The organism is Gimesia sp., assembly GCF_048262075.1.
In the GTDB taxonomy this organism is placed as follows: Bacteria; Planctomycetota; Planctomycetia; order Planctomycetales; family Planctomycetaceae; genus Gimesia.
In genome coordinates, this window is sequence record NZ_JBLXFK010000014.1 from 1 (window position 1) to 23,950 (window position 23,950).

Annotated in this window: 21 protein-coding genes and 1 pseudogene; 10 read left to right on the top strand and 12 right to left on the bottom strand. The window is 50.2% G+C overall.

Going from position 1 to position 23,950, the window contains the following annotated elements; translation table 11 throughout:
* Nucleotides 1–141 (top strand): annotated as a pseudogene (locus tag ACN0YH_RS22350) (IS110 family transposase); the annotation flags it as partial.
* 293 nt (nt 142–434) lie between these two features.
* Nucleotides 435–581 carry a DUF3309 family protein gene (locus tag ACN0YH_RS22355; protein WP_417381816.1) on the top strand — a complete coding sequence of 49 codons (147 nt, stop codon included), beginning with the start codon at nt 435–437 and terminating at the stop codon, nt 579–581.
* A gap of 26 nt (nt 582–607) precedes the next feature.
* Here ACN0YH_RS22355 and ACN0YH_RS22360 read toward each other — a convergent pair whose 3' ends face one another.
* Together ACN0YH_RS22360 and ACN0YH_RS22365 are read right to left on the bottom strand one after the other, a co-directional pair.
* Nucleotides 608–2,029 carry a sulfatase gene (locus ACN0YH_RS22360; protein WP_417381817.1) on the bottom strand — a complete coding sequence of 474 codons (1,422 nt, stop codon included), beginning with the start codon at nt 2,027–2,029 and terminating at the stop codon, nt 608–610.
* 181 nt (nt 2,030–2,210) lie between these two features.
* Nucleotides 2,211–2,906: a hypothetical protein gene (locus tag ACN0YH_RS22365; RefSeq protein WP_417381818.1), complete on the bottom strand. Its 696-nt coding sequence runs from the start codon at nt 2,904–2,906 to the stop codon at nt 2,211–2,213.
* Nucleotides 2,907–3,096: 190 nt separating this feature from the next.
* On the opposite strand from ACN0YH_RS22365, the gene ACN0YH_RS22370 reads away from it, so the two are divergent.
* Nucleotides 3,097–3,378 (top strand): hypothetical protein, encoded by a 282-nt coding sequence (locus ACN0YH_RS22370; RefSeq protein WP_417381819.1) that lies wholly within the window; start codon nt 3,097–3,099, stop codon nt 3,376–3,378.
* Between the two features lie 81 nt (nt 3,379–3,459).
* Nucleotides 3,460–4,311, top strand: coding sequence for a hypothetical protein (locus ACN0YH_RS22375; protein ID WP_417381820.1), 852 nt, complete (start codon nt 3,460–3,462; stop codon nt 4,309–4,311).
* Nucleotides 4,312–4,389: 78 nt separating this feature from the next.
* On the opposite strand, the gene ACN0YH_RS22380 is transcribed toward ACN0YH_RS22375, so the two are convergent.
* The 5 genes from ACN0YH_RS22380 to ACN0YH_RS22400 form a co-directional block, all read right to left on the bottom strand.
* Complete coding sequence (locus ACN0YH_RS22380) at nt 4,390–4,923, bottom strand: hypothetical protein (protein ID WP_417381821.1); 534 nt, start codon at nt 4,921–4,923, stop codon at nt 4,390–4,392.
* A 138-nt stretch (nt 4,924–5,061) separates the two neighbouring features.
* Nucleotides 5,062–8,136 carry a M56 family metallopeptidase gene (locus tag ACN0YH_RS22385; RefSeq protein ID WP_417381822.1) on the bottom strand — a complete coding sequence of 1,025 codons (3,075 nt, stop codon included), beginning with the start codon at nt 8,134–8,136 and terminating at the stop codon, nt 5,062–5,064.
* Entirely contained in the window at nt 8,133–8,519 is a 387-nt protein-coding gene (locus ACN0YH_RS22390; protein WP_417381823.1) for a BlaI/MecI/CopY family transcriptional regulator, read from the bottom strand. Before ACN0YH_RS22390 ends, ACN0YH_RS22385 begins: the two co-directional genes overlap by 4 nt.
* A gap of 340 nt (nt 8,520–8,859) precedes the next feature.
* The gene (locus ACN0YH_RS22395; RefSeq protein ID WP_417381824.1) at nt 8,860–9,057 is read right to left on the bottom strand and encodes a hypothetical protein; all 198 of its coding nucleotides are present in this window, start codon (nt 9,055–9,057) and stop codon (nt 8,860–8,862) included.
* 303 nt (nt 9,058–9,360) lie between these two features.
* On the bottom strand, nt 9,361–9,795 hold the full coding sequence (locus ACN0YH_RS22400) for a cupin domain-containing protein (protein WP_417381825.1): 435 nt from the start codon (nt 9,793–9,795) through the stop codon (nt 9,361–9,363).
* A gap of 159 nt (nt 9,796–9,954) precedes the next feature.
* Here ACN0YH_RS22400 and ACN0YH_RS22405 point away from each other — a divergent pair, with 159 nt between their 5' ends.
* Together ACN0YH_RS22405 and ACN0YH_RS22410 are read left to right on the top strand one after the other, a co-directional pair.
* A complete protein-coding gene (locus ACN0YH_RS22405; protein ID WP_417381826.1) occupies nt 9,955–10,815 on the top strand; it encodes a hypothetical protein in 861 nt (286 codons plus the stop codon).
* A 275-nt stretch (nt 10,816–11,090) separates the two neighbouring features.
* A complete protein-coding gene (locus ACN0YH_RS22410; protein ID WP_417381827.1) occupies nt 11,091–11,957 on the top strand; it encodes a hypothetical protein in 867 nt (288 codons plus the stop codon).
* Nucleotides 11,958–12,268: 311 nt separating this feature from the next.
* Here ACN0YH_RS22410 and ACN0YH_RS22415 read toward each other — a convergent pair whose 3' ends face one another.
* From ACN0YH_RS22415 to ACN0YH_RS22430, 4 genes are all read right to left on the bottom strand, one after another.
* Nucleotides 12,269–12,646, bottom strand: coding sequence for a hypothetical protein (locus ACN0YH_RS22415; protein ID WP_417381828.1), 378 nt, complete (start codon nt 12,644–12,646; stop codon nt 12,269–12,271).
* A gap of 187 nt (nt 12,647–12,833) precedes the next feature.
* Nucleotides 12,834–13,220: a hypothetical protein gene (locus ACN0YH_RS22420; protein ID WP_417381829.1), complete on the bottom strand. Its 387-nt coding sequence runs from the start codon at nt 13,218–13,220 to the stop codon at nt 12,834–12,836.
* 1,233 nt (nt 13,221–14,453) lie between these two features.
* The gene (locus ACN0YH_RS22425) at nt 14,454–16,073 is read right to left on the bottom strand and encodes a TolC family protein (RefSeq protein WP_417381830.1); all 1,620 of its coding nucleotides are present in this window, start codon (nt 16,071–16,073) and stop codon (nt 14,454–14,456) included.
* Between the two features lie 73 nt (nt 16,074–16,146).
* Nucleotides 16,147–16,563 carry a hypothetical protein gene (locus ACN0YH_RS22430; protein ID WP_417381831.1) on the bottom strand — a complete coding sequence of 139 codons (417 nt, stop codon included), beginning with the start codon at nt 16,561–16,563 and terminating at the stop codon, nt 16,147–16,149.
* A 362-nt stretch (nt 16,564–16,925) separates the two neighbouring features.
* Between ACN0YH_RS22430 and ACN0YH_RS22435 the strand changes: the two genes are divergently transcribed.
* Together ACN0YH_RS22435 and ACN0YH_RS22440 are read left to right on the top strand one after the other, a co-directional pair.
* On the top strand, nt 16,926–18,359 hold the full coding sequence (locus ACN0YH_RS22435) for a sulfatase (RefSeq protein ID WP_417381832.1): 1,434 nt from the start codon (nt 16,926–16,928) through the stop codon (nt 18,357–18,359).
* A 183-nt stretch (nt 18,360–18,542) separates the two neighbouring features.
* Nucleotides 18,543–21,551, top strand: coding sequence for a PVC-type heme-binding CxxCH protein (locus ACN0YH_RS22440; protein ID WP_417381833.1), 3,009 nt, complete (start codon nt 18,543–18,545; stop codon nt 21,549–21,551).
* 28 nt (nt 21,552–21,579) lie between these two features.
* Here ACN0YH_RS22440 and ACN0YH_RS22445 read toward each other — a convergent pair whose 3' ends face one another.
* Entirely contained in the window at nt 21,580–22,365 is a 786-nt protein-coding gene (locus tag ACN0YH_RS22445) for a helix-turn-helix domain-containing protein (RefSeq protein WP_417381834.1), read from the bottom strand.
* Nucleotides 22,366–22,520: 155 nt separating this feature from the next.
* On the opposite strand from ACN0YH_RS22445, the gene ACN0YH_RS22450 reads away from it, so the two are divergent.
* Nucleotides 22,521–23,489: a DUF1559 domain-containing protein gene (locus ACN0YH_RS22450; protein ID WP_417381835.1), complete on the top strand. Its 969-nt coding sequence runs from the start codon at nt 22,521–22,523 to the stop codon at nt 23,487–23,489.
* Nucleotides 23,490–23,491: 2 nt separating this feature from the next.
* The gene (locus ACN0YH_RS22455) at nt 23,492–23,902 is read left to right on the top strand and encodes a hypothetical protein (protein WP_417381836.1); all 411 of its coding nucleotides are present in this window, start codon (nt 23,492–23,494) and stop codon (nt 23,900–23,902) included.
* Nucleotides 23,903–23,950 lie beyond the last annotated feature (48 nt).

A 23,950-nucleotide genomic window follows, 5' to 3' on the forward strand; every position in this document is an offset into this window, starting at 1 on the left:
AAAGCATTTTATCTGTCTTTATTGGAAAGAGGCAAACCAAAGAAGCTCGCCATCACAGCCTGCATGCGAAAATTTCTCACCATCCTGAATTCGATGATGAAAAATAATCAGACATGGGATCAGAATCTGATTACCTCTTGACAGATTTTAACACAGTCGCTGACACCTTTATTTCTATGATTGAGTCAGTTTGTCTGCCAGGCTGGTTTGTGATCGCTCATCTTACGGCGGATTGAGAGGCATGCGTAATCCCCTGGTTCAGAAAATCAGGGGGTTGGATTGTTAATAAGCCCTTTAAAAACAGGGTTCTCATCGAATGTGAGAATAATAATGTCAGAAGAGGTTTACTGGCATGCAAACTGCTTTTATCAGCAATAGTCAAGTCAGACTACTTTTAAACAAGTCAATGAGAAATACATCTAAGGAGTGAAGTCATGTTAGAGACTATTTTATTAATCATCCTGATTCTGTTTCTGCTCGGAGCCTTGCCTACGTGGGGCTACAGTCGTAACTGGGGATACGGGCCCAGTGGAGGGATCGGATTGATTTTGATAATCGTTCTGATTCTGGTTTTGTTATAAAGCAGTTTAATTCTAATGAATGGCCGTTATGGCTTCTGCTTGCCTTTGCCGGGTTTCCGGTTACGGCCTTTGAGCTGATGTAGCTGTGCGGACAGCTCTATGACGGCGTCGGCCTGTTGTGTGGAGACGTTGACGTTCTCCAGCGGGTCGGTGCTGTGATCGTAGAGCATGTGCGAGACCTGCTTGCCTTTGGGAAGCGTGTACTCGGTATAGCGGAGCGTATCAGTGCGGATCGTGTCGCCGTTTTTATAACGGCTGACAGCGGCCTGTTTCCATTCTGCTTGAGGGTCTTTCATCAGGCTGACGAAGCTTTGCCCTTTGAGGTGTCTCGGTTGCCGGATGCCGGCCAGCTCGCAGAGGGTAGGATAAATGTCGATCGACTCAATCAGCGGTGTGCGGCGTTCTCCCCCTTTAATACCCGGTGCCCGTACGATGAGCGGGATGTGCAGCGAACTCTCGTAACAACTGTGTTTGCACCAGAGGGTGTGATCACCCAGGTTCCAGCCATGATCTCCCCAGAGGACGACGATGGTGTTGTCGCTCAGTTTCAGACGATCGAGTTCTGACAACAGCTTACCAATTTGCGCGTCGGTGTAACTCACGCACGCATAATAGCCGTGAATCAGATTGAGGGCGGTTTCCTCAGAGACCGGTCCCTGCGCGGGAATGTCAGCGTAGGCCCGCAGTTCGCCGAATCTGTGAATCGATTCTTTTGGTGCACCCTGCGGGACTTTATAATTGTCGGGTAGCTGGATCTTGTCGTGGTCGTACAGATCCCAGTATTTCTGCGGTGCGATGAAGGGCAAGTGTGGCTTGAAGAATCCGACTGCGAGGAAGAAAGGCTGCTCCTGTTTTTTCAATTGTTGCAGTTTTTCAATGGCTTTTTCCGCCAGCACGCCATCCATGTACGCGTTATCGGGGACGTCGGCTGATTCCCACGCGGGGCCTTTTTTCTTGTTGCCCAGTTTCTGTCGGGCGGCGTGTTTTTCCTGATTGTCAGGCCGCTGATACCACTGGACCCCTTTGGGTCGCCACGCCGGTTCCGACCAGCCCTGCCTGTTGTCGGCGGGGTGATGGAAGATTTTTCCCAGTGACGCCGTATAATAACCGTTCTGCTTGAACTGGGTATTCATGGTTGTTGCATTCGGCGCATCACGTTCGGCCCAGGCGAGAAAGTTGACAAAGCGATTCCGCGCGGGACGGATGCCGGTCATCAGACTGGCCCGCGAAGCACCACAGGTGGGCACCATGCAGAACGCCCGTTCGAACAGTACGCTACTCTCGGCCAGCTTATCGATATTTGGCGAATGAATGTGCTGTTTACCGTAGCAGGCCAGTTCGGGTCGCAGATCATCGACGGCGATAAAGAGGACGTTGGGACGTTCCTCTGCAAAAACGGGAGCAGCACAGAACAGAGCAAACAGCAGCAGACTCAAGCGGTACATCATCAGTGGTCCTTGAAATCGAGTGCAGGATTTAAGGGGGGCCGCGACATTTGCGTCAGCGAACCGGCGTTCTATTCTGTGTCAGTATATCAGTCGATTCGGGGGGAGTCTTGTCTTACCTGAGAGCGGGGGCCGAAAAATGTGACTTTTCACTGGCACTTTTTTATGCCCAACAGATTACTGATTATCGCTGTTGTTGAACCGACCAGCGGGCAAAACAATTGCCACGTTCGTTTCTTCGATGAGAGTCCTCTTGCGGATACAGGCCGGGCGGGACATCGCTGACGGCGATCGATGCGTTGACACGGTTGGGGTAGTATTCCATGATTCTATAGAGTGACTCATTGGCAGCGAAGCCGGCGACGTTCAGAAAGAGTGAGGATGGTTGTTCATGGGGGATGATGCTCCCCGTGTAATCGCTGCCGACATGGATACGTGAGAAAGAGAATCCGGTTTTCAGTACACCCGTTAAATCAGAATCAATCCAGACTTTTGTCGAATCAGCAGATTGCAGTGTGCCTTCGAGGCGGCCTCCAATAAACGCATGGCAGAAATTATCTGCCCTGATATAACCGTCGGGCCTGACATCGCCGGTGATGATGATTTCGGAGAAGCCGTTGACATCCAGGGTGGAGTACAGATTGCCGCAGACAATAATCGTGCCCTCTTCCGGAGCCGAGACTTGATGGAGACAGTCCCCTTCGATGATGACGGCCTGTTTTTCTTCGAGGAAAATGGCACACGAGTCACCAGTCCGCTGCAGCCAGGGATCGGTTTCCTTCTCGCCACGCTGCCAGTATTTCAGGGAGTAAGGAAACGCCATATCCATGACCACATCCGCATGCGCGACACGAACCTGTATTTCGGTAGAGACGGGCATGGTGCAATGAGCCGAATAAATAGAGAGAGAAGAGAACCTTAAAAAACGATTATTGTCTATCTGCTGAGCATTCAATTACACTGTATGTGGTATTCTCAGCCATCGATACTTGAATGTCAAAGTGAAAAACGCTCATAGTGGATCTAAGGGAGATCTTATCGTTTCAACAAGTGAGATAATCTTGGATTGAATGATGTCAGAAGAATTGCTGCTTAGACGAATCAAACTTACTGCGAGTCACCAGCCGACTGGAAAAACCCGCCACTATCTCGGGGCCGCAGCTGAAGAAATGCGGACGCCTGCAGAGTTGAAAATAGTCCATTACGTTGAGGACCCGGGTTTCTACCTGCTGTATTGTGATTCGCATGGAATTGAAATGACAGATACATTTCATGAATCCATCGAGAAAGCCCAGGCTCAAGCGGAGTGGGAATTCGGGGTGCGCGAAGACGAATGGGAAATCATTTCTTGAATGTAGTGCATTTATCGTGAGAAAAAAGCCAGATCTGTTTTCGATGTTGAAGCTTGTGTTGATCAGGAGTCAAATCTAAGCATGAGAACGATTCACCGAGTATCATTCACGCCTGAGTTCTGGCAGCTTGAACAGCTCCGTGATCTGGGCCTTGAGGTTGAGGCCTCGCAAAATTCCTTTGTACGTCTGGTGTCGTTTGATATTGAAGAATCGCATCCGACCTGGCCTGCAGTAGCATCACTCATCAAAGACTGGAAGATGGGCGACGTGATCATGATGAAGTTTACCAGAAGTGAACTGAATCGAGCCCGTTCATTGCAGATGCAGTCAAGCTGGTATCACGGATATCCCCAGCCTGATGATGACTTCGGCTACCTCTCCGCCAGCTTTGACCTCTCAGAATATTGTGAGAAATGTGGGATTGGTAAACGTCAGATTGCTCCCATTCAAATAAAACATGAACCCAAATGGGGGAGAAACAATATTTTGCAACTGCATTGGTTGTATGATGAATTTTTCGTTCTTCCCGATGTCTGGGAGAGTGTATTCCAAACATCAGGCGTTGGTTGCCTGCCGGTCATTCAGTTTAAAAGCGGTCAAGTCTTACAGACGGTATTACAACTGGATCTTAAAGTAACCGAGAAATCTGGACTGCAACTATCTAAAGATCAACCTTGTGAAACTTGTGTCAGTTGTGGTCGCACAAAATATTTACCGATCTGCAGGAGCTTGTTTCCCACTTTAACAGAACCGCCCGCCGATCCCATTTTGAAAACTCAAGAGTATTTCGGGAGTGGTGCATCGGCCTGGAAGGCGATCATTGTTTCGACCCAGCTGTATCAGAAGATCAGAGATCACAAATTGAATGGAGTCAGATTCATTCCCTGTGATCAACATAAGGGAAACAACAAAAGTGTCAGGCCCAATAGGTGATGGACCTGACACCGGTTACTTACAGATCTCTCTGTGATACAACTTCAGGTTCGCCGTTGCGGTAACCTGATACTGTTTTTACCAGCGGCGGAACGAACTGTAATAGCCGCCGCCGTAACAGCCGCCACCATATCCACCGTAAGAGCCGCGACCCGTGCTGGCGTAGCTGGGGATGAACTGATCGAAATAGGGACCAAGCGGGTTGCCTCCTGGGGGTGGTCTGAAGATGACGCCGCCATCAGGAAGAGACTCAATCATAGGCGGATTTTCCGGAACAGGTTCGAGCCCGGGCTCCGCGGGAACCTGTGAGGTGTAGGAACTCAGCTGCAGTGTTGGCGTAATGTCCTTCATTGGTTGGGAGCGTTTCCAGACGCCGTTCTGATGGATCAGCCATTGTCCCGCTTCGGCTTCAAACATCCAGTGACCGTTGTGGAAGTGGTAGCGTGCGCGAGTCGCGTCGTCGTAATTCAGATGAGCGGTCCCTGCGCGGACGATGGGGTCCAGTTGGATCGTGTCATTCGTTCCTGAGTCCGGTTCCGCAGCGGACAGGAACAGGGGGCTGATTCCCAGCGCCGTCGCAATGGTTAATACTTTCAATCCAAAGTCTCTCATTTGCATTCTCCTCTGTGGTTGATCGGATAAACAGTCATTCCTGAACAGCGACTTTTATTATAGTCACAGCGTAATTGATCAGCGAAGAAAAATAGCGACTTCAGGGGAAATATCTCGGGGATTGGAAATGGTCCCGGATTAAAAGGGTGCCGCAGTTGCTTTCGCAAGTTCAGGCACTGCAGGGGGAGTCAGATCAGTGAGAGAGATCTTGCCGAAATCTTTGGTGGTTCCGTCTGTGACCTTGAAACGCAGCTGGTAACCATTGGGAGTTTTATATCTTGTGTGAGTCATCGAAAGGTGGTGCTCAATGCCCGGCAGCACGCCTTTCAGTCGGAAGTAACCGTCGGCACCGGTGGTCGTGATTTCTCTTACAGGTGATGAGAGGTTGCGCTCGTGATTCTGCCGGTATAGAATAATTTGTGTGCCCGCAATTGGTTCGCCGGTCTGTCCATGTACGGTTCTCCCTTCAACGAATCCAAGTTCCTGTAGCTGGACTTCGATGCGCTGCTCAAGGGGGGCATCCGCAGGGGGACGCTGCAGCAGCCACTGGGCTCCCAGGGTGTTATTGGCATTTCGGATGATGACTTCGTTCGCCGGGAGTTGCTGTGCGGCGACGTCATTCATAAAGAGTTGATCAAGCAGATATTCTCCCCTGGCGTTCGTGACTCCGCGTAGAGGCAGATAACTGTTAAGAGAACTCCATGCCCGGGTCAGAATCTCGGCATCAGCGACAGGTTTTCCCTGGGGATCTTTGACGACGAATTGAAACCTCGGTGCCGACTCCAGCTCAATGATGGGAACGCTGTCTGGTCCGTCAAGTGAGACGATCGCTTTCTGCCTGCTCAATTGCGGAGAGGCGTTCGACATGAATCCACGATTCCTTCCACGTGTATAAAATGTGTACTCACCTGGGAGGCAGTGGAACAGAAAAGAACCATCTGCATCAGTTGTCGCAAGCTGGGGGGCATGCAGATGTGAAGCGTCAGGGATGACTGCATTCTGGACCTGTCTCCAGGAGACTTGGGCGTTTTCAACGCCAGCTCCCGTTTCCTGACTGATCACCCGCCCGCGTACGGGAATGCCTTTCTTCAGCCGGATCTCGACTTCCTGCAAGTGTGTTTCAGCGGGCCATTCGAGGAGATTGCTGTATGCAAGGTATTCGGTGTTTTTCGGCGGATACACGGTGGCAAAGAGATTCGGCTTCGCGAGGTGATCGATTTCAATGACGCCATCCTGATCGTGTTGCCGGGGAGGAATCTGGTGGGCCCCCTGCATATTGGCATAGCGTACGCCGGGGATCAGTGCTCCGGTTTCCTCATCGACGACTCTCAACCGGGCCCGGTATCCGGGGTCAAGTGAAACCGATATCTCCCCCGCCTGGACTTCTCGTTTCGACTTTGCCGCTGTCTCAGGAAGCAGTTTTTCAACGGTCGACGCATAGATATCGCGAACCAGATAGTCGGGATGTGCGACTTGCAGAACGAGTCCTCGATTTGCGATGAGCCCTTTCAGCTCAAAGCGGCCTTCTGCATCGGAAGTCGCTGTCGGTGCGTCCCGGAAACCGTCTAGGGCGACAAACTGGCGATCCTTCCAACTCGGCCAGCGACCTTCTTCCAGATCTGCCTGCGTGATGTGACGCATGGACATCAGATGTTTGAGTCGAATCTCGGCGTTGCCAACCGGTTTCCCTTCTGCATTCGTCACGCGACCGGTTACTGTTGCAGGTTCTTTCTGAAGAGTCAACTTGATGTCCGAAACCGGTCTGGTCGGGAGCACGTGTTGCCAGCCCAGTGCATGACCGTCTTTCATCGCGACAAGATCGTAGGCGGGGAAGACGCGATGTTGCTCGACATCCAATACGTCCACAAACCGGAATTTCCCCTCTGCATCTGTCGTTGTCTGTGCCAGATCTTCCCATGGTCTGGGAATCCCCCGGCCGCTTTTGGTACGATTAGTCTGTCTTAAATAGACCGTGGTCTCTGCAACGGGAATCCCTTCACTGTTAACAACTTTTCCAGAGAGTTCAGGAACAGGAATACCGTCCTCGACAAACCGTTCCATCACCGGCGGGGAATCTGGATCGTGCAGCAAAGATTCTGTCTTTCGTTCCGGCACACTCTGCGGCTGCGAACCAACCATCAACACGATCCCGACTGTAATGACGCACACCGCCAGGCCAATCCCGATGGCGAAGCGAGAGCCTGATCGGGATGATTTCAGCCCCAGGATCGCGCGAATGCGCGTGGTCAGATCACCGTCTATCGCAGCCAGTGCCGGTGGGGGAAGCAGTGCCTGTTCGGCCAGGGAAAGTAATGCGCGGGAAAAGGTGATTTGGTCATCGGTGAAACTGACGACCCCTGCATCACAGGCCAGTTCCCGCTCCAGCCGAATGCGACGGGAGAGCCAGTAGACTCCCGGGTGATAAAAAAACAGCGTTTCGATCACACATTGAATCAGGTTCACCAGAAAGTCATGCCGACGGATATGCATCATTTCATGCAGCAGCAGGCATTCGATCTCTGCAGGAGTGAACGTCGTGAACAGTGAACTCGGCACAAGAACGACCGGCTTCAACCAGCCCATCGCTTGCGGAACGAGGATATGGTTTGACTCGATCCAGCGAATCGGCCGGGCCAGATTAAGGAGCACCGTCAGTTCCTGCACACGGTTGGTCCAGGAATCACGAAGTGGATGACCGTTGCCCACACATTTCCGGGCGACGATCCAGCCCCCGGTCAGCCGAACTGCTAATACAAGCACACCACATGCCCAGGCCGCAACAAACCAGGGCAAAACACGTTCCTGAAAGGAGATCCAGACAGGCCCCGCGGCGCTCTTGGGAATCGATGTGGATGTAGTGAAGTCAGTTGTCTTTGAAACCTTCGCAAGCTGCTCTTGGTCTGGCGACGCGAAAGGGAGTGTGGACGAATGGTCGGAGGTGGCAGAGGGGGCCGAATCTGGAACACGCGCGGCAGTCATTTCAGAGCGATTGAGCTGTCCCATGCTCAGCCAGGTGATCAGTGGGCAGCTTAGCATCAGAAACAGACAGCCCGTTGCCAGCAGGTAGCGGAGAGATGCAGATCTCCGGGCACACAGGGATAATACGAACCAGGCGAGCATCGACAGAATTGCTCCCTGCCACACGAAATGCAACAACACACAACCCCATTTGATCACAAGGGGATGATTCAGGATTTCCTGCAACTCATTCATTGGGATTTCTCCTCCAGTTCATCGAGTAATCTGCGGAGCGCCCCGATCTCTTCGGGGGCAACTTTTCGTGAGGAAAGCGCCTGCATCACCAGCTTCTCAGCGGCTCCCCCGAACGCCTGTTTGATCAGTTCGTCGAGCAGTTGGCGCTGCGTCTGTTCCGCCTGGAGCGCAGCGTGATAGACGTGCGAACGCCGGGATTCATCACGCGTGACGAGCCCTTTCTCCGTCATTTTCTGCAGGATCTTCAGAGTGGTCGTGTACCCGGTTTCCTTATCCTGCGAGAGAATATCGTGAATCGCACGGACGGTCTCTGGCCCGTGTTCCCAGAGGATACTGAGGATTTCCAGTTCAGCCGTGGTCGGTTTGGGATATTTTTGGTTCATGCCCGTAATATACGACAGTGGTCGTATGTTGTCAACGACGATTGTCGTACTTTGAGGGGGGGAGTCCGTCGTGCACTTAAAATCAGCAGCAACATATTAATAGAATAAAAGGTGTCAGGAACCTTAAAATAAAATTTCAAGGACTTTTCGCTAAATTCTTTGCTTATGAGACGACCAAAAGCGGCCACTCAGGCGGGGTGTATTTATCCTGTAGTCAATCGGGCGGATAGCCAGATGACCATTTATGAGACGGTTGATGACAACGCCGCGGTTGAACGTATTTTATCGGAAGCGGTCGAGTCCCGTGAAAGGTGCCATTCGTGTCGGACACCATTTAATTCTACGCAGCAGCCTTTCGTTGCAACGGGGGATGAGTGGCCAGTAATAAAGCGGCTGTGGAGGCGGTCCAGACGGAGAGGGAGAGGGGGCCTTCGGGGCTGGTGGCAAATGTCATCGTCAGGGCGAAGGTGAAGAGTAACAGGCTGCTGGCGAATGCGATGTAACGTAATTGGAAGCCGATGATGAGACCGATCACCAAGAGGACTTCCAGGATCGTGGCGGTCCAGGTGAAGGGAAGGACCAGCGGTTCGGGTAGAAACCAGAGCAGCCGCCGCGTGTAGTCGACAAAGGGGAAAAAACTGCCCCAGGCAACTTCACCGGTTCCGGCTGCGCCCCAGTAGCCGAGACGGTCGGCGACGGCAGAGAGAAACGAGGCCGCCAGAGCCAGGCGAACGAAACAGAGGGCGAATCAGGTGAGGCGGTTGTTTCGAGGATAAGGGGAGTTCACAGTGCTGCTTTCTGTGGGGTGATTTGTGTTTGATGATTAAAAAGGGGGCATCTGTTATTCGGGTTCGGGGATCACCAGTTGTTTGGCATCGGAGGAATGCACCATGGTGACGATGAAGCGGGTTCGTTTTTCAGGATCGGGGTTGCGGCCGATGCGGTGCAGAATCATGGCGGGTTCGAAAAAGGTATCGCCGGCTTTGAAAGTCTGCAGGGGACCGTCGCCGACCTGAAATTCGAAGGTGCCTTCGATGATGTAGCCGGAGACGGAGCCGGGATGCCGATGTGGGGGACTGTCCGCGAGGGGATCGAGGGTGACTTCCAGCAGGGTGGCAGTCATGTTCTTACCGTTCTGTTTCAGTTTGAGTTCATCCGCGCGCAGGACTTTGACCTGGACCTTCGGTTCTGCTGCACCTGCTGCAAAATTGAATGCAGCAAGGCAGCAGACGCTGATGAAAAACAGGGAAACTGACGAGACGCTATGTAATTTCACTGGGGGATTCCTTTGTTGTATTCCGTAAAAGGTTCCTGACACCTTTTTAGGTACACAGAGCACTCCTGACCCCTTTAATCTATTTAATACTTTCCCTGTGATAAGTACGATCAAGACACAGGATATGCAAATTTGATTACATTTATAAAAGGATTGTATATGGTTAGAGAACGTACATTATGGTTGGTGGATAGAATGAGGACAGCAATGGATCATTGTGAAGATTATTCAGAATATCTCAAAGAGCTTGAAGAGATCTCCCCTAATGTGGGTGTATATAACATGTGTAAGTCAGACTATCCAGACGAAATGTTAGCAGAAATTATTGAAGGCTATGAACAGTACGCCAGAACTCTTTCTCGAGAAGAGTTAATTTCTCTTGTCAGAGAGTTTCAGAATGGGGATACCACAGAAGGAAAAGATTCATTAATAGTTTATGCGGTTGATTACAATAGTTTACGCCCGGACGGTTCAGATATTCTTATCTGTCCCGAAGATTACTTTGAAGACAATGAATCCCCTTCTCCAGAAATGATCATTGATCTGTTACTGGATAATTCAAAAAAAACAAATAAAGTCCCGGAAGTAAAGGAAGTGCCCATAGATATGGATAGAGATCATCTCTTATGGATGCTCAAGAGACTAAAGTCATTAAAAGGGCATAGTGAAGAATATGGGGAGTATCTCAAAGAGTTTGGAAGTTTGTGCCCTTATCCTATTGTGCATCGCTTATGTATCAAGGACTACCCTGATGAGATAATAGCCGAGATCATTGAAGGATATTTTAAATTTGACAAAGCTCTCTCTCGAGAAGAGTTGGTTTTCCTTGTAAAAGAGTATCAGAATGGCCCCAAAACAGAGGGAAGATCTTTTTTGATCATCACTGCTATTAGCCACAATAGCATGCACACAGATGGCACACGTTTACTACTGCATCCTGAAGATTACTTTGATAGTAATGAATCCCCTTCTCCGGAAATGATTGTCGATCTTTTACTGGATAACTCTAAGAAATATTAAGATAACTGGTCCAGAAATAAGTGTGATTTTCGGGGAAATGTGATTAACCGGCCAGGCCCAGATTATTCGAATAAAAAAAGTGGTCAGGAGTCAATAAAACGACTCCTGACCCCTTTAATCTACTCAGATATCTTTTGAGCAAAGGCTTGTGGGGCAAAGCAGTGACTCAAAGTACCGGCGAAATAATGGAGTATAATGCCACAACAATTCTGAAACATTTCGGTTTCGATGTTATCGTAAGCAAGACCCCATCCACCATTTCGAGGGTGTTATAAATGACAACAGATCTTGAGTATTCATACTATGTTTTTTCTGCACATAATCTTCGCGGACATCATTTTTCGATACAAGATCCGCAGGCACTTCCATTTCCTGTGCCTGAAGGCTTGGAGTTTCTTCCGGATGAATATCCGCTAAAGGTTGTGTCGGCAGTAGCAGTTCAAGTACCTCCACCGTCGATCCGAACGACGGTACAGGCTGCAGTAGTCTCGACTGACTATCGTGGTCCTGTGTCAATTTGGGAAGGAGGATGGGTTACGGAGTTTATCGACCCTAGCATAGAGATTAACGGTGTAAGGCAATCTAATCCAAATGCGGTCACTGTAGCTGAGCTCGCGTGTCGACACACTGCTCTTCTACTTCCGAATTCGGTAGCCGATCAGGCTATTGGGAAATTTGTAACGACGAATCGATACAGGACACATTGCCAAGTTTCGTGCAACGTACGATTGCGTCTGAAATGCTGGGACCAAGTACGTGGCTGGCTGACCATTTGGAAGAAATTTCTTGAAACTTCGGATGGCCTGACTCCTAGTGACATCGGCTATGACCCGCTTATTGCACAATTTGAATCGCAGGCAGTGAGCGCCATCCGATCACGACTGCAATCGGTAGCAGTGTCAACTGGCCCTGTAGTTGGTTCTTTTATTCCATGTGCTCTCGTTGACAGCAACTCTGTGATCGAGCGATGTTGTGTTTACGAGATTCAGTCTATGTCCTCAAGCAACGAAGCGACATCGGGAATTCTGCATATTCTTACTTCTGAAGCTCCTGTAAATATCCGTAATTTGCGGTTAGTTACCCGTTGTCTTGGTTTGGATCAAAGTTTCAGGGATTCGGGTGTTCTTGGCATAATTGAATAAACGAAGACAGAAAAAGGTGGTAACCGTTTCAGAAAATACACGGTCTATCAACGGCTGAACTGAATCACAGCCGAACAGAAAAAGGTGTCAGCGACGAATGGCACTGCCGCTGATTTTTTGAGATGTAGCTGCGCAACGGTCCCATAGTGACGCTGTCACGGGGACAGAAAAGGGGTCAGGACTGCTCTGTAGAAAAGGTCTTGTGAGCTAGAATAAAAAAAGGGGTCAGGAGTCAATAAAACGACTCCTGACCCTTAATCTATCCAGAGCACTCCTGTCCCCTTTTTTTATCCTGCACCTTTTTCTGGTTTTTATGTCAGCTTCTTGCCATATTTATTTATTATTTCTACCCTGGCATTTTCAAATGATCTTATTTCATCGAGTTCTAAGAAACGGACTCTGATTGACTGAATTGTAAACGGTGTGATTGTGATATCGAGACCATTCTCATATCCATACCAAGCATACCATAAATAAATCCAAACATCAAAATCTTCGCAATGAATAACTTCGTCAGGTTGCCCACAAACTTTGAGTAATAATGCATCGTTTAACTCTTCAATTTCACATTTTCTTACAAATGTCTCGATTGCATGAATATATAAAATATTTTTTGCTCGCTCAGGATCTGTATTATCAAATCCTTGAGTCAAAGAAATAAGATCAATGCTTTTATAATAATCATCCATCGTCATATTGTTTTTTTCAAACTAATAATTCGTTTAAAATTTCAGTAACATCATTTCCCCTATGGGATTTTTCGGTTTGCCTCTATATTTCGTCCACCTCTTGAGAAACTCCTATCTTGTGATATTTTTGGTAGGAATAGTCACTGCTTTTGCTTTTTATAAATCGCTTCACTTTTTTTTTGGTTCATTATAACTTTATTTTATGCTTCTTTGCATATTTATTTATAATTTCTATTTCATCAATTTTTAATGATTCCAATTCATCTCTATTTAAAAAATGGACTGTGTTCGACTGTATTTTAAACGGCGTGAATGACAAAAAGAGCCCAGGCCCATGCCGACCGTACCATGAATATGTCCAAACATCAAAATCTTCAAAATGGATGAGTTCGTCAGGTTGTCCACACACTTTAAGTAACAGGGGAACATCTAGCTCTTCCATTTCAGATTTGTGAACAAATGCTGTTACTGCTTCAGTATAGAATATATTTTTTGCTCGCTCAGAATCTGTATTGTCAAAAAATGGACTTAAAGATGTTAGATCGAGGTTTTTGTAATATTCATAGATCAGCATATTGTTGCCCTCAGTATAAGAAAATATTTACTTTTTTAGTAACAAATAGATTAAATAAAAAAAGGGGTCAGGAGTCAATAAAACGACTCCTGACCCCTTTAATCCCGGGCTTACCCATTATTACTTTCGTGTGGTTTCGTGTTTTTCGTGGTAGAAAAATCTGATTGAGATGTTTCATTCTGATCCCATTGTATGTGATACCGGGGCGATACTCACCAGGCAGGCGGACACTTGGGGCGCCGTATGATGGACAGGTGGGATATGTTGTTCTGAATTGTGTGATTGCCCTGACAGTTTCCTGTTGTCTACGACAACCCCGGATTGCATCCGGGGCCATCCGTTTCTTTCACATCAGCCGTACGACGTTAGCCACGGTTTATGTCAATTTCGGTCGGGTAACGAACCGGGTCTAATGCCCTGCGGCTAATCCGAGATGTTCTACGGTGAATTGCGTAGGCACTTATTAAGTCTGGTTATTCAACTTCAGTGGTGCGGGATTTTCATCTGCGGGGACTGGGGATACTTCTTTTATAATACTTTGTGATTCAGGTGATGGGGGCTTTTCACAGTCCCTGTTGGACGAGCCCAAAAGTGCCACCCGATCGGGAAAGTAATTCGTCCGGCCGTGTGAAGTGGGGATGGGGAATTCGGTTCTGGCAGGAACGTGGTAACTGTGACTTCCTGTTCGCTGCGCTCGGCCCGAATTGAGTTCGAGCCCACTCTGCTTTGCTGGTACGTCTGAGAGCACATTGAGTTTTTGGGATTGTTGTGGGTTTGGTCTGGTGGCTCGTTTCTGTGGTTCATTACATGGTGATTATTTTGTGGAAGGGCGGTGGGAGGTCAAGAGGGATGAACAATAAAATGTGGCGATATGGGTTGATACCGGGACGATATTTTGCGATGTCGAGGTGGTGCCGGGACGAAGGGCTGCGAAGTGCGGCGACCCGCAGGCATACACCACGAACGGGTGTTGATATGCGAACTGATAATCTGGAAAAAACAGGCTTATTCTTAGTGAAGAGTCGGAACAAGTGGCGCGTGTTTCAGTGCTCTGTAAACTGGGCACGCGCGCGACTCAGTTAGACGCATAATCGCGAGTGGCGCGATGGCGTCAAGTCCGGTTTATACAGTTGTTTTTAAATAGGGTGGTAAGGATGAGACAGAGGACAGCGATGAAGATTCACGACCAGGTCTGATGTGTTGACCTGGCCGTGTCGATGTGGGGGGCTGAGGCTACTGTCCGCTGAGGGCCTGTCCGCGGTTGCTGGTGCCACCCACTCCCTGGGAGATATCCTGGACGCTGTTTAAACCACCCGAGAGGACCATGCCATTGACGCCGACTTCGGACTGTCTCAGGTTGATCAATGAATTGACATAGCTGATGTTGGTTTCGAAGTAGGTGCGACGTGCGGTCAAGACACGCAGGAAGTCAAATTGCTGGCTTTCGTAACCCTGAGTGGTAAGATCGAGGTTTTTCTGGGCGCGGGGCAGGATGTCTTCCCGATAACGTTCGACCTGTTTCAGTGATTTCTTGTAATCGCGGAAAGCTTTGGAGAGTTCAACTTTGAGAGAGAGCTGCAGGCGTTCGACTTCTTTGACGGCGCGATGATATTCTGAGTTGGCGGTTTCAATATTCCCCTGGTTGCGGTTGAAGATGGGGATGGGGAGACCGATTTGTACATTGGCGATATCTGATCCCGTGGCGTTGTCATGGGCGGCACCGATCTGGGCGAGGATATTTGGGATGGCCTGAACATCCTGGCGGGCGATCTGGGCGCGGGCTCGATTGACTTGTGCACAAGCCGCCTGGATTTCCGGACTGTTGGCGACGAGGTTGTTGTAGGCCTCGTCCCAGTTCCATTTTACGGTATCGACGTCTAGTTCTCCGGTAAATGAATAGTAGGAAAGGTCTTCATGTCCAACGAGGCTCGCTAACTGTTGTTTGGCAGATTCGAGATCGTACTCGGCGTTCTGACGAAGGATGCGGACTTCTCCCAACTGGACTTCGGCCTGCAGGATATCGGGCTGAGCGGCCTGGCCAGCTTTAAAAAGCGCTTGAGCAATCTCGACGCCGGCATCCGCGACTTTCTCCAGTTTCAAAGTGATTTCCAGTCGTTTCTGGGCACCGAGGGTGGCATAGAACTGAGACTTGACATCGTTGCTGACGCGAAATCGCTGGGCTTCCAGTTCCCAGGAAAGTGCCTGCACATCATGGTGGGCGACATCCTGGTTGAGCTGCAGCTTGTTACCTCTCACGTAGGTCTGGCTGAAGAAGGCTCCCTGCTGACCGGCGCGGCCATCGTTTCCGATTTCATTTCCGGAATAACCGATGACAGGGTTAGGACGCAGGCCGACCTGGGTTTTGATTCCCTCGGCTTTATAGACGACCGCATTTGCTTCCGCGAGCGTAGGGTTCGATTCCATCGCCATCTGCAGCAGGCTGTCCAGATCGAGAGTCAGAGAGATCAGGTCCGGCTCAGCCGAAGTTTTTCCAGTCGTGCCTACTCCGGGAGCAGGGGGGATGGTTGTGCTCTTGGGTTGGAAACCTGTCTGCAGGAGTTGATCGCTGTCACTGGAAATATCGTCCAGTGGAATGATGATGTCCTCATCAACGTGTTGTGTTCTGTTGTTTTCGGTGACTTCTTTCCGGGGCGCATCAGCGGATTGGTTTGACTTTAAAACATTCTTCTGAGTCGTGTTTTTGAGCGATTCAGGAATGTCTTCCTGCTGAGCGACATCAATTTTTACAGGCGTTTTGTGAGCTGTGGCCGACGTTTCACTGAAATGGGCACAGGAGACTAAGCAAGAGCATGGCAGGACCATGCAGAGCCGGATCAGTCTTGAATGAATCATGGAAGATTCCTTACATCGTTACTTACTGGGGAAATAAAATTGCAACCAACACACTAATGTTGTTGTGCCCGTTTTAAATGAGTTGCCTCCCCAAGGCTGTGACGATGGAGGGTTGCCTGATTAAAGTGTCCGTTTTCTGCCAACCCTGATGCATCGTGATATCAAGCGGTTGATCGCTGAGAATGATGAGACTGGTTGGACAGAAGCTGTTCGGGTTCTCTAACCGATGTATTTTGTTCGGAGTCAGGACCAGATTTCGCTTCACACCACAAACGCAAAACGGGCAGTGTGAGTCGGGAATCTGATGAGCGGGTTCAACAATCGGATCAGCTTGATCATGATGGTGGCAGGCATGAGTGGTCTCCCGATGCAGGGGATGTTCGTCGTGATCGTGATGCTGGCAGCAGCAGGCTGCGCAGGGAATGATCGTCTGTACGAGAATCGTCACCGCAAAGCAGAGGCAGATCAATTTGTGAAACCACTGTCTCATCCTGAGATCCTGGCTGTGAAGAAAAGTATATGAATCCTCTTCTCTGATCGGTTGTTCGGATTATGCATGATAAACCCGTTCTCCCGTTTCGAACTGCAACAGGGATTTCAAGGGCCGTCTGATGAGAGCAATCCGTATAACCGGTACGACCTGCAGGGGGTTATTGGTGTGTATGTACAGTTTTGTGGCGGCCTGCCGGTGTCCGAGGTCGGGAAGCTCAGGTATGATTACGGTCAGGTTCCTGATTCATCAAAGCTGCCAGTTTACTTGATTCACCCGTGCAGTCTGGTACATTGAAGTTTCAACCTGTTCGTCAGTGTGCTCAGACGATGATTATTGAATCTCAACCAGGAGCAGTTTTCGTGAAACGTATTCCCCGGTTTGTCATGCTGCAGACTCTGGTCTGGTGTTGTCTGGTGGCCTGCTTGAGTCTGAGTGTAAGATCTGCTTCAGCAGCTCTCGCGCAGCCTAATATCGTTGTGGTTCTGGTGGACGACCTGCGCTGGGACGAGTTGGGTTGCATGGGGCATCCGTTTGTGCGAACGCCTCATATTGACCGGATCTCCCGCGAAGGGGCTCGCTTTCGAAATGCTTTCTGTTCGACGCCTCTCTGTTCTCCCGTGCGGGCCTGTCTGTTGACGGGGCGGTACACCCACAACCATGGTATTTTCGATAACATCAACCGCAGCGAACACAGCCATACGCTGAAAACATTTCCACAGGAACTCCAGAAGGCCGGTTATGCAACTGCCTATGTCGGAAAATGGCATATGGGCAATGATGATACGGCTCGCCCCGGATTTGATCACTGGGTGAGCATGAAGGGGCAGGGAACGTCGTTTGATCCGACGTTGAATGTCAATGGCAAGCGAATTCAGTTCAAAGGGCATACGACGGATGCTCTGAATCAGAAGGTGAATGAATTCGTCAAAAAGCAGGGTAAGAAACCGTTCTGTATTTACATCGCGCACAAGGCATTGCATCCGGAACTGACGCAACGTGATGATGGCAGTATAACAGATCCCTCCGCAGCGAAGTTCATGCCCGCCAAACGGCACGAAAAATTGTATAACAATGATGCGATTCCGCGTCGCCTGAATGTGGTGGATACGCTCGAAGGCAAACAGGCATTAAAACGAAGTGTACCCGGTTTGCCGCCTTTAAGTCAGAAGACGGGGACCAGTGATGAAGTGATCCGTGATCGTCTGCGGATGCTGGCTGGCATTGATGAAGGGGTGGGTTCGCTTTGCAAGCTGTTAGAGTCGCAGGGGAAACTCGACGACACCGTGTTTGTCTTCACCAGCGATCACGGGTACTGGTATGGCGAGCATGGTTTGAGTGTCGAACGGCGGCTACCTTATGAAGAAGGGATTCGTGTGCCATTACTGGTGCGCTATCCTCCTCTGATCAAAGCGGGGACGCTGATTGACGAATTTGCTGTGAGTGTGGACCTGGCTCCGACGATGCTGGATCTGGCTCAGGTAGAATCGGATCAGAAGTATGACGGTCGCAGTCTGGTTCCGTTGCTTAAAGGTGAGCATCCGGCGGACTGGCGTCAATCATTCCTGGTAGAGTACAACAGCGATACCGTGTTTCCGCGCCTGGTCAAAATGGGGTACAAAGCGGTTCGCACGCCGCGCTGGAAGTACATTCAATTCAACGAACTGGAAGGGATGAACGAACTCTACGATATGCAGCGTGATCCTTATGAAATGCAGAACCTGATCAACGATCCGGCTGCGAAAGAGACGGTCAAACAGATGCAGGCGGAGCTGAATCTGCTGATGGAGGACTAACGGCTTTTCCGCTATCAATAGTGAGATAGATCAGCGGATACTGATTTGTGGAAAATGGGTCAGTTTCTGCATCGCATGCTTCAACTTGCCGTGATACCTGCTTTATAATGCAGAAAACTTATAAATTAGGGATGTTAAATAACGCCCCTTTCCCGCCTCCTGAGCCTTCAACAGGATTGATTCATGCCTGCCTTTGTTCCGACCTCTCGTTTTCGCACCACTGCTTTGGTTTTTGGTCTGTTTTTTGTTTTGATGATTGGTTTAACGATCACAGCTCAATCGGCAGACAAGACGGAGACGAAACCCAAGGTCGATTATTCAGCAGAGATGCCTCGGATTCTGCCCCGCACACCGGAAGAGGCGCTCAAGTCATTCAAAATACATCCTGATTTTGAGGTTCAGCTGATGGCGGCAGAGCCATTGGTTCGAGATCCTGTCGCGATGTGCTTTGATGCCCGCGGTCGTGCTTACGTTGTGGAAATGCCGGAATACAACGATGCGAATCAGGAAGGCTACAGTTCGGTCAAACTGCTGGAAGATACAGACGGCGATGGCCGATTCGACAAGAGCTATCCGTTTCTGTCTGACATGACTCTGCCAACCGCTGTCTTCAGTTATAAAGGGGGCGTCTTTGTCGGGGCACCACCTTACGTTTATTATTGTAAAGACACCGATGGTGACCGTATTGCTGATGTGCGTGAAGTTGTGATGACCGGATTCGGTCGCGATAAAGGCGATGAAGGCATGATCAATTCCTTTCGCTGGGGCCTTGATAATAAAATCCACTTCTCGACAGGCATTGATGGCGGCAATGTGACTCTCGCCGCTGAGGAGAACAAGAAGACATACAATACCAAAGGTCGGGGCGTGATTCTGGATCCCGAGACCCGCACGATTGAACTGACGACCGGTGGCGGACAGCATGGGATGAGCCTGGGGAACTGGAACCGTGAGTTTGTCTGCGCGAACAGTATCCCGATGCAGGTACTGATGTACGACGATCGTTATATCGCCCGTAATCCTTACCTGGCACCGCCGGCAGCTCCGGTTTCGATTGCTCCCGGTGGAAAGTTCACAAAGCTGCTGCGCATCAGTCAGGTGGAACCGTGGCGCGTGCTGCGGTCCCGGATCCGCGCAGCGAGTGAGCGTGGCGATTACGAAAAGGGTCAGCCTTCTGGTTTCTTTACCGCTGCGACGGGAATCACGGTTTATCGTGGTGATGCGTGGCCTGCTGAATATCAGGGAAACCTGTTTGTGGGCGAACCTGCGAATAATCTGGTTTATCGTGCTGCTCCCCAGCCGGACGGATTGTCGCTGGTGGCTCCGCGTGCTGACCAGGATGCGGAGTTTCTGGCTTCGACGGATGTCTGGTTCCGACCTGTTCAATTTGAAAATGGGCCCGATGGCGCGCTGTATGTCCTGGACATGTACCGTGAATTAATCGAAGGGGCTCCTTTTATTCCGGAAGAGGTGATTAAGCATCTGGATCCGGTGGGAGGACAGGACAAGGGGCGAATCTATCGGATCGTTCCGAAAGGATTTCAACAGCCTGCGCAAACCGATCTGACAAAACTCAGTTCACAGGAACTGGTTGAATTACTTGAAAGTGATAATGGTTGGACACGCGATACCGCGCAAAGACTGTTATATGAGCGTCAGGATACATCGATCTCTGGGGACCTGAAGCAGTTGGCGATCAGTTCTACCAAACCAATTACGCGGGCGACGGCACTCTGGTCGCTGCAGGCTTTGAAGTCACTCGATTCTTCGACGCTGCTGAAGGGGCTGCAAGACAAAGAATTCCAGGTCCGTAAACAGTCATTGAAAATTGCCGAGCAGTATGCTGATGCGAAAGCGATTCAGCAGCAGATGATTTCATTGGCGACCCATCCTTCACTCGAAGTGCAGTATCAGGCCGCTTTCTCGCTGGGAGCTTTTGAATCGTCGGCACGCAATGGGGCGCTGGCTGATCTGCTGAAACGACATGCTGCCAATCAGTGGATGCGGATGGCGGTGCAGAGTTCGCTGGATCAGGGAGCTGGTGAAGTCTTCGAAATTTTGATCAAGAATAACGAGTCACTTAAAGAGAAGCAGATCGAGCAGTTCCTGGTTGCGTTAGCCGTCCAGATTGGTGCCCAGCAGGAAGCGGACAATGTGAAACGGGTGCTGGCTGCACTCGAAGCTCTGCCGGAATCACATCAGAAGCTGGCGGAAATTCTGTTTCGGAATCTGCTCTCTCGTGCCTCGGGAGTGACTAAGCAGGTGATTGCCAAATCGGACAGTGATCATACGGCGAAACTGCTGAAAGGGATGATGCAGTCAGCGATTGCCCAGGCAACGAATGACAAAGCGGCAGTGAAAGCACGCGTGGCAGCGATTCCGACTTTGAGTATCGGGCCATTCAATGAGACACAACCGGTTTTTGAAGAGTTACTTTCGGTGCAGCAGCCTTTGCCGGTTCGTCAGCGAGCGATCACGGCGCTGGGGCTGATCAACGATGATCGCGTGGCGGAACTGCTGATTGAAGCCTGGCCTGGCCTGAGTCCTCAATTACGAATGAGTGCAGTCGAGACGCTCTTTTCCCGTAAGCCCTGGCTGGTCAGTTTGTTGGAGGCAGTGAAGGCGGGCGATATCAATCCTGGTGATATTGGTCCTGACCGTGTGCAACTGTTGAAGACGAATCAGGACAAAACGGTCAAGAAAATGGCGGAGTCCCTGTTTGATAATGAGCGATTGACAGGGCGTTCCGATGTGATCAAAGAGTATCAGTCCTCTCTGAAACTCAAGGGGAATGCGGCCCACGGGAAGCTGGTCTTCAAGAAATCGTGTTCGGCCTGTCATCGCCTGGAGAATGTCGGCGTGCAACTGGGAGCGGATCTGAAAGCGATTAAGGATCGAGGTACGGAAGCAGTGCTGCTCAACATTCTGGATCCCAACCGCGAAGTGAAGCCGCAGTATGTGACGTACCTGCTGGTGACCACCCAGGGGAGAACGATTACCGGTCTGATCAAAGAAGAGAATGCCAACAGCATTACAATCGCCCGGGCGGATGGCACGAGTGATACCGTGTTGCGAATCGACATTGATGAGCTGATCAGCTCGCGTCTGTCATTCATGCCTGAAGGACTGGAAAAGCAGATCAACAAACAGGAAATGGCCGACCTGCTCGCTTATTTGAATTCGATCAAGTAACGGATTGATCATGAGATGTAGAATAAATTCAGTTTATGATACGAGTGAAACAGGCACGGAATTCACGGGGGGGCTGTCCAAACCGACGACGAAAATGAATGGTGAATCGGGATGGATCGGCGTATCCCAGGCGGCGGGCGATTTCCTGAATCGGTTTGTCGGAACGCTGAAGCAGCTGAGCCGCCTTCTGCATACGGAGCTCAATCAGATAATCGCTGAAGCTCAAGCCGAGCTTGTCGTGAAAGAGCCTTGCCAGATGGCCTGGGCTACAGCAGGCAATTTCCTGAGCCAACTCCGGCAGGCGAATCGGTTCATGAAAATGGAATGCCAGAAATGCACATGCACGAGAGAGAGGATCGCGAGGCAGAGACTGATCGTCAGTCGCATCCGCCAGGCGAAACCAGACTGCATCCAGATGCGCCAGCGCTTCCTCTTCTGCTTCCTCGGGATACCCGGAGGCGATCGCATCGACCAGGGGACGATGTGATTCAAACAGGACCGCGAGATCAGGCCAGCATTGTTCGAGGGTTTTAATCCGGAATGTATTCTGCGCTTCAAAAGCTGCCAGCCAGGATGGTTTCAGACCAGGGACATCTGCCAGCTCAATAATCGTTTGATGCAGCTGGCGATCTGCGGTGGCAAACTGCCGGTAATTACCTACATCAGATGCCCGTTTGAGATCGATAAACTGATTGAGCAGGCGTTTAGGATCACTACCCTGTTTGATCTGTAACGCAGCACACCGCGCTGCAAAACCTTCCAGTGTCGCCCGGAGTTCGGTAACCGATTTCATCGGGCTCTGAGTCATTTTCATACTTTCCCGTCTCCAAGACTATGTGAATTCGCGCGCCGGGCTGCATCTATGCAATATTGTATCGACTATAACCACTTGTAGAATGAAAGACTTGACCTAATACAGTGTTTTTAAATGAATCACACGGACTCTCCTTTTAATAAAGGCGCTCGCTCATGTCCAGGAAATGTCGTGGATTTACGCTGATTGAACTACTCGTTGTTATTGCTATTATTGCGATTTTGATCGCCTTGCTGCTTCCGGCGGTCCAGCAGGCCCGCGAGGCAGCACGTCGTTCTGATTGTAAGAACCGTCTGAAGCAGATCGGGCTGGCTTTACACAACTATCACGAGACACATCGCTGTTTCCCACCAGGGTCGATTGTGACCAGCTCAAGTTGTCCGCCTGGGGGATCGGCTCGACGCGGGGCGACCTGGACGATTCAGATTCTCCCGTTCCTTGATGATGTTCCCCGCTACAACAACTTTAACTTTGAAGGCACCTTTGCCGGGATCGCTAACGAATCGGCACATACAAACGAATCGGAACAGATTCGTCCGAATTCCAAATTCCAGTGCCCGACGGACCCGAATGCTGCTATCGGTGAACCAAATACTAATTATCGAGGAGTGCAGGGGGGCGGTGGTGAGTCGCAGGCTTTATGTACGGCTGGAACAGCCAGTAATCGTCGTTTGTTTTACAAAAATGGCATGTTGTTTATCAATTCCAATGTCAAGATGCGGGATGTCATCGATGGTACATCGAATACCTTTCTGGTGGGGGAATCCCGCTGGTGGTTTGCAGTAGGGCAAAATTCACCGTATGGCACTTACTTTACCTGGGCCTCCAGTACACGAAATGCCGGTGGTTCCAGTCATGTGAATGTGGTCGCGAGTGCAACAGACCCGATCAATGCCCCACTGGTAGATTATTTTCCTTCCGATGGTCCTTATACAAATCATCCCGCCGGGATCGGTGCTGTCGTCGGGACGCACACGCGTTGTTTTGGCAGCTGGCATCAGGGGGGCGCTCACTTCGCGCTGGCAGATGGTTCCGTGCACTTTATTGGCGAAAATATAGATCTGAGTGTCTATCGCCAGTTAGCACAACGGGCCGATGGTCTGCCGCTGGGAGGGCTCCAATAGCCATGGCTGTTCAATGGGTGTGGAAGCTTTCTTTAGCCAGTTGCAGTCTGATGTTGTTGTCAGGCTGTCAATCGGCTGAAGAGGGACCTGAGCGATTTACTCTGACCGGGACCGCGTTATTCAAGGGAGAGCCGATTCCTTTCGGACGGATTTTGCTCCAGCCTGATAACCAACAGGGAAACAAGGGGCCTGCCGGCATAGCCGATATCGAGAACGGTCAATTTCACACTCGTGAAGGAAAAGGGCATGTCGGAGGACCGCATCAGGTTCTGATCATGGCTACTGATGGAACACAACCCTCCTCGGCTGATGTAGATAATTCACTCTTTGCTCCCGTCAAATTAAGTGTGACACTGCCCAAAGAAAATACAACCTACGATTTTATTATCCCCGAAGAAACACAACGTCTGTGATTGCAGATTTGGGGATTTCCCTGTCGCCCAGGCATTTCATTTTAATTA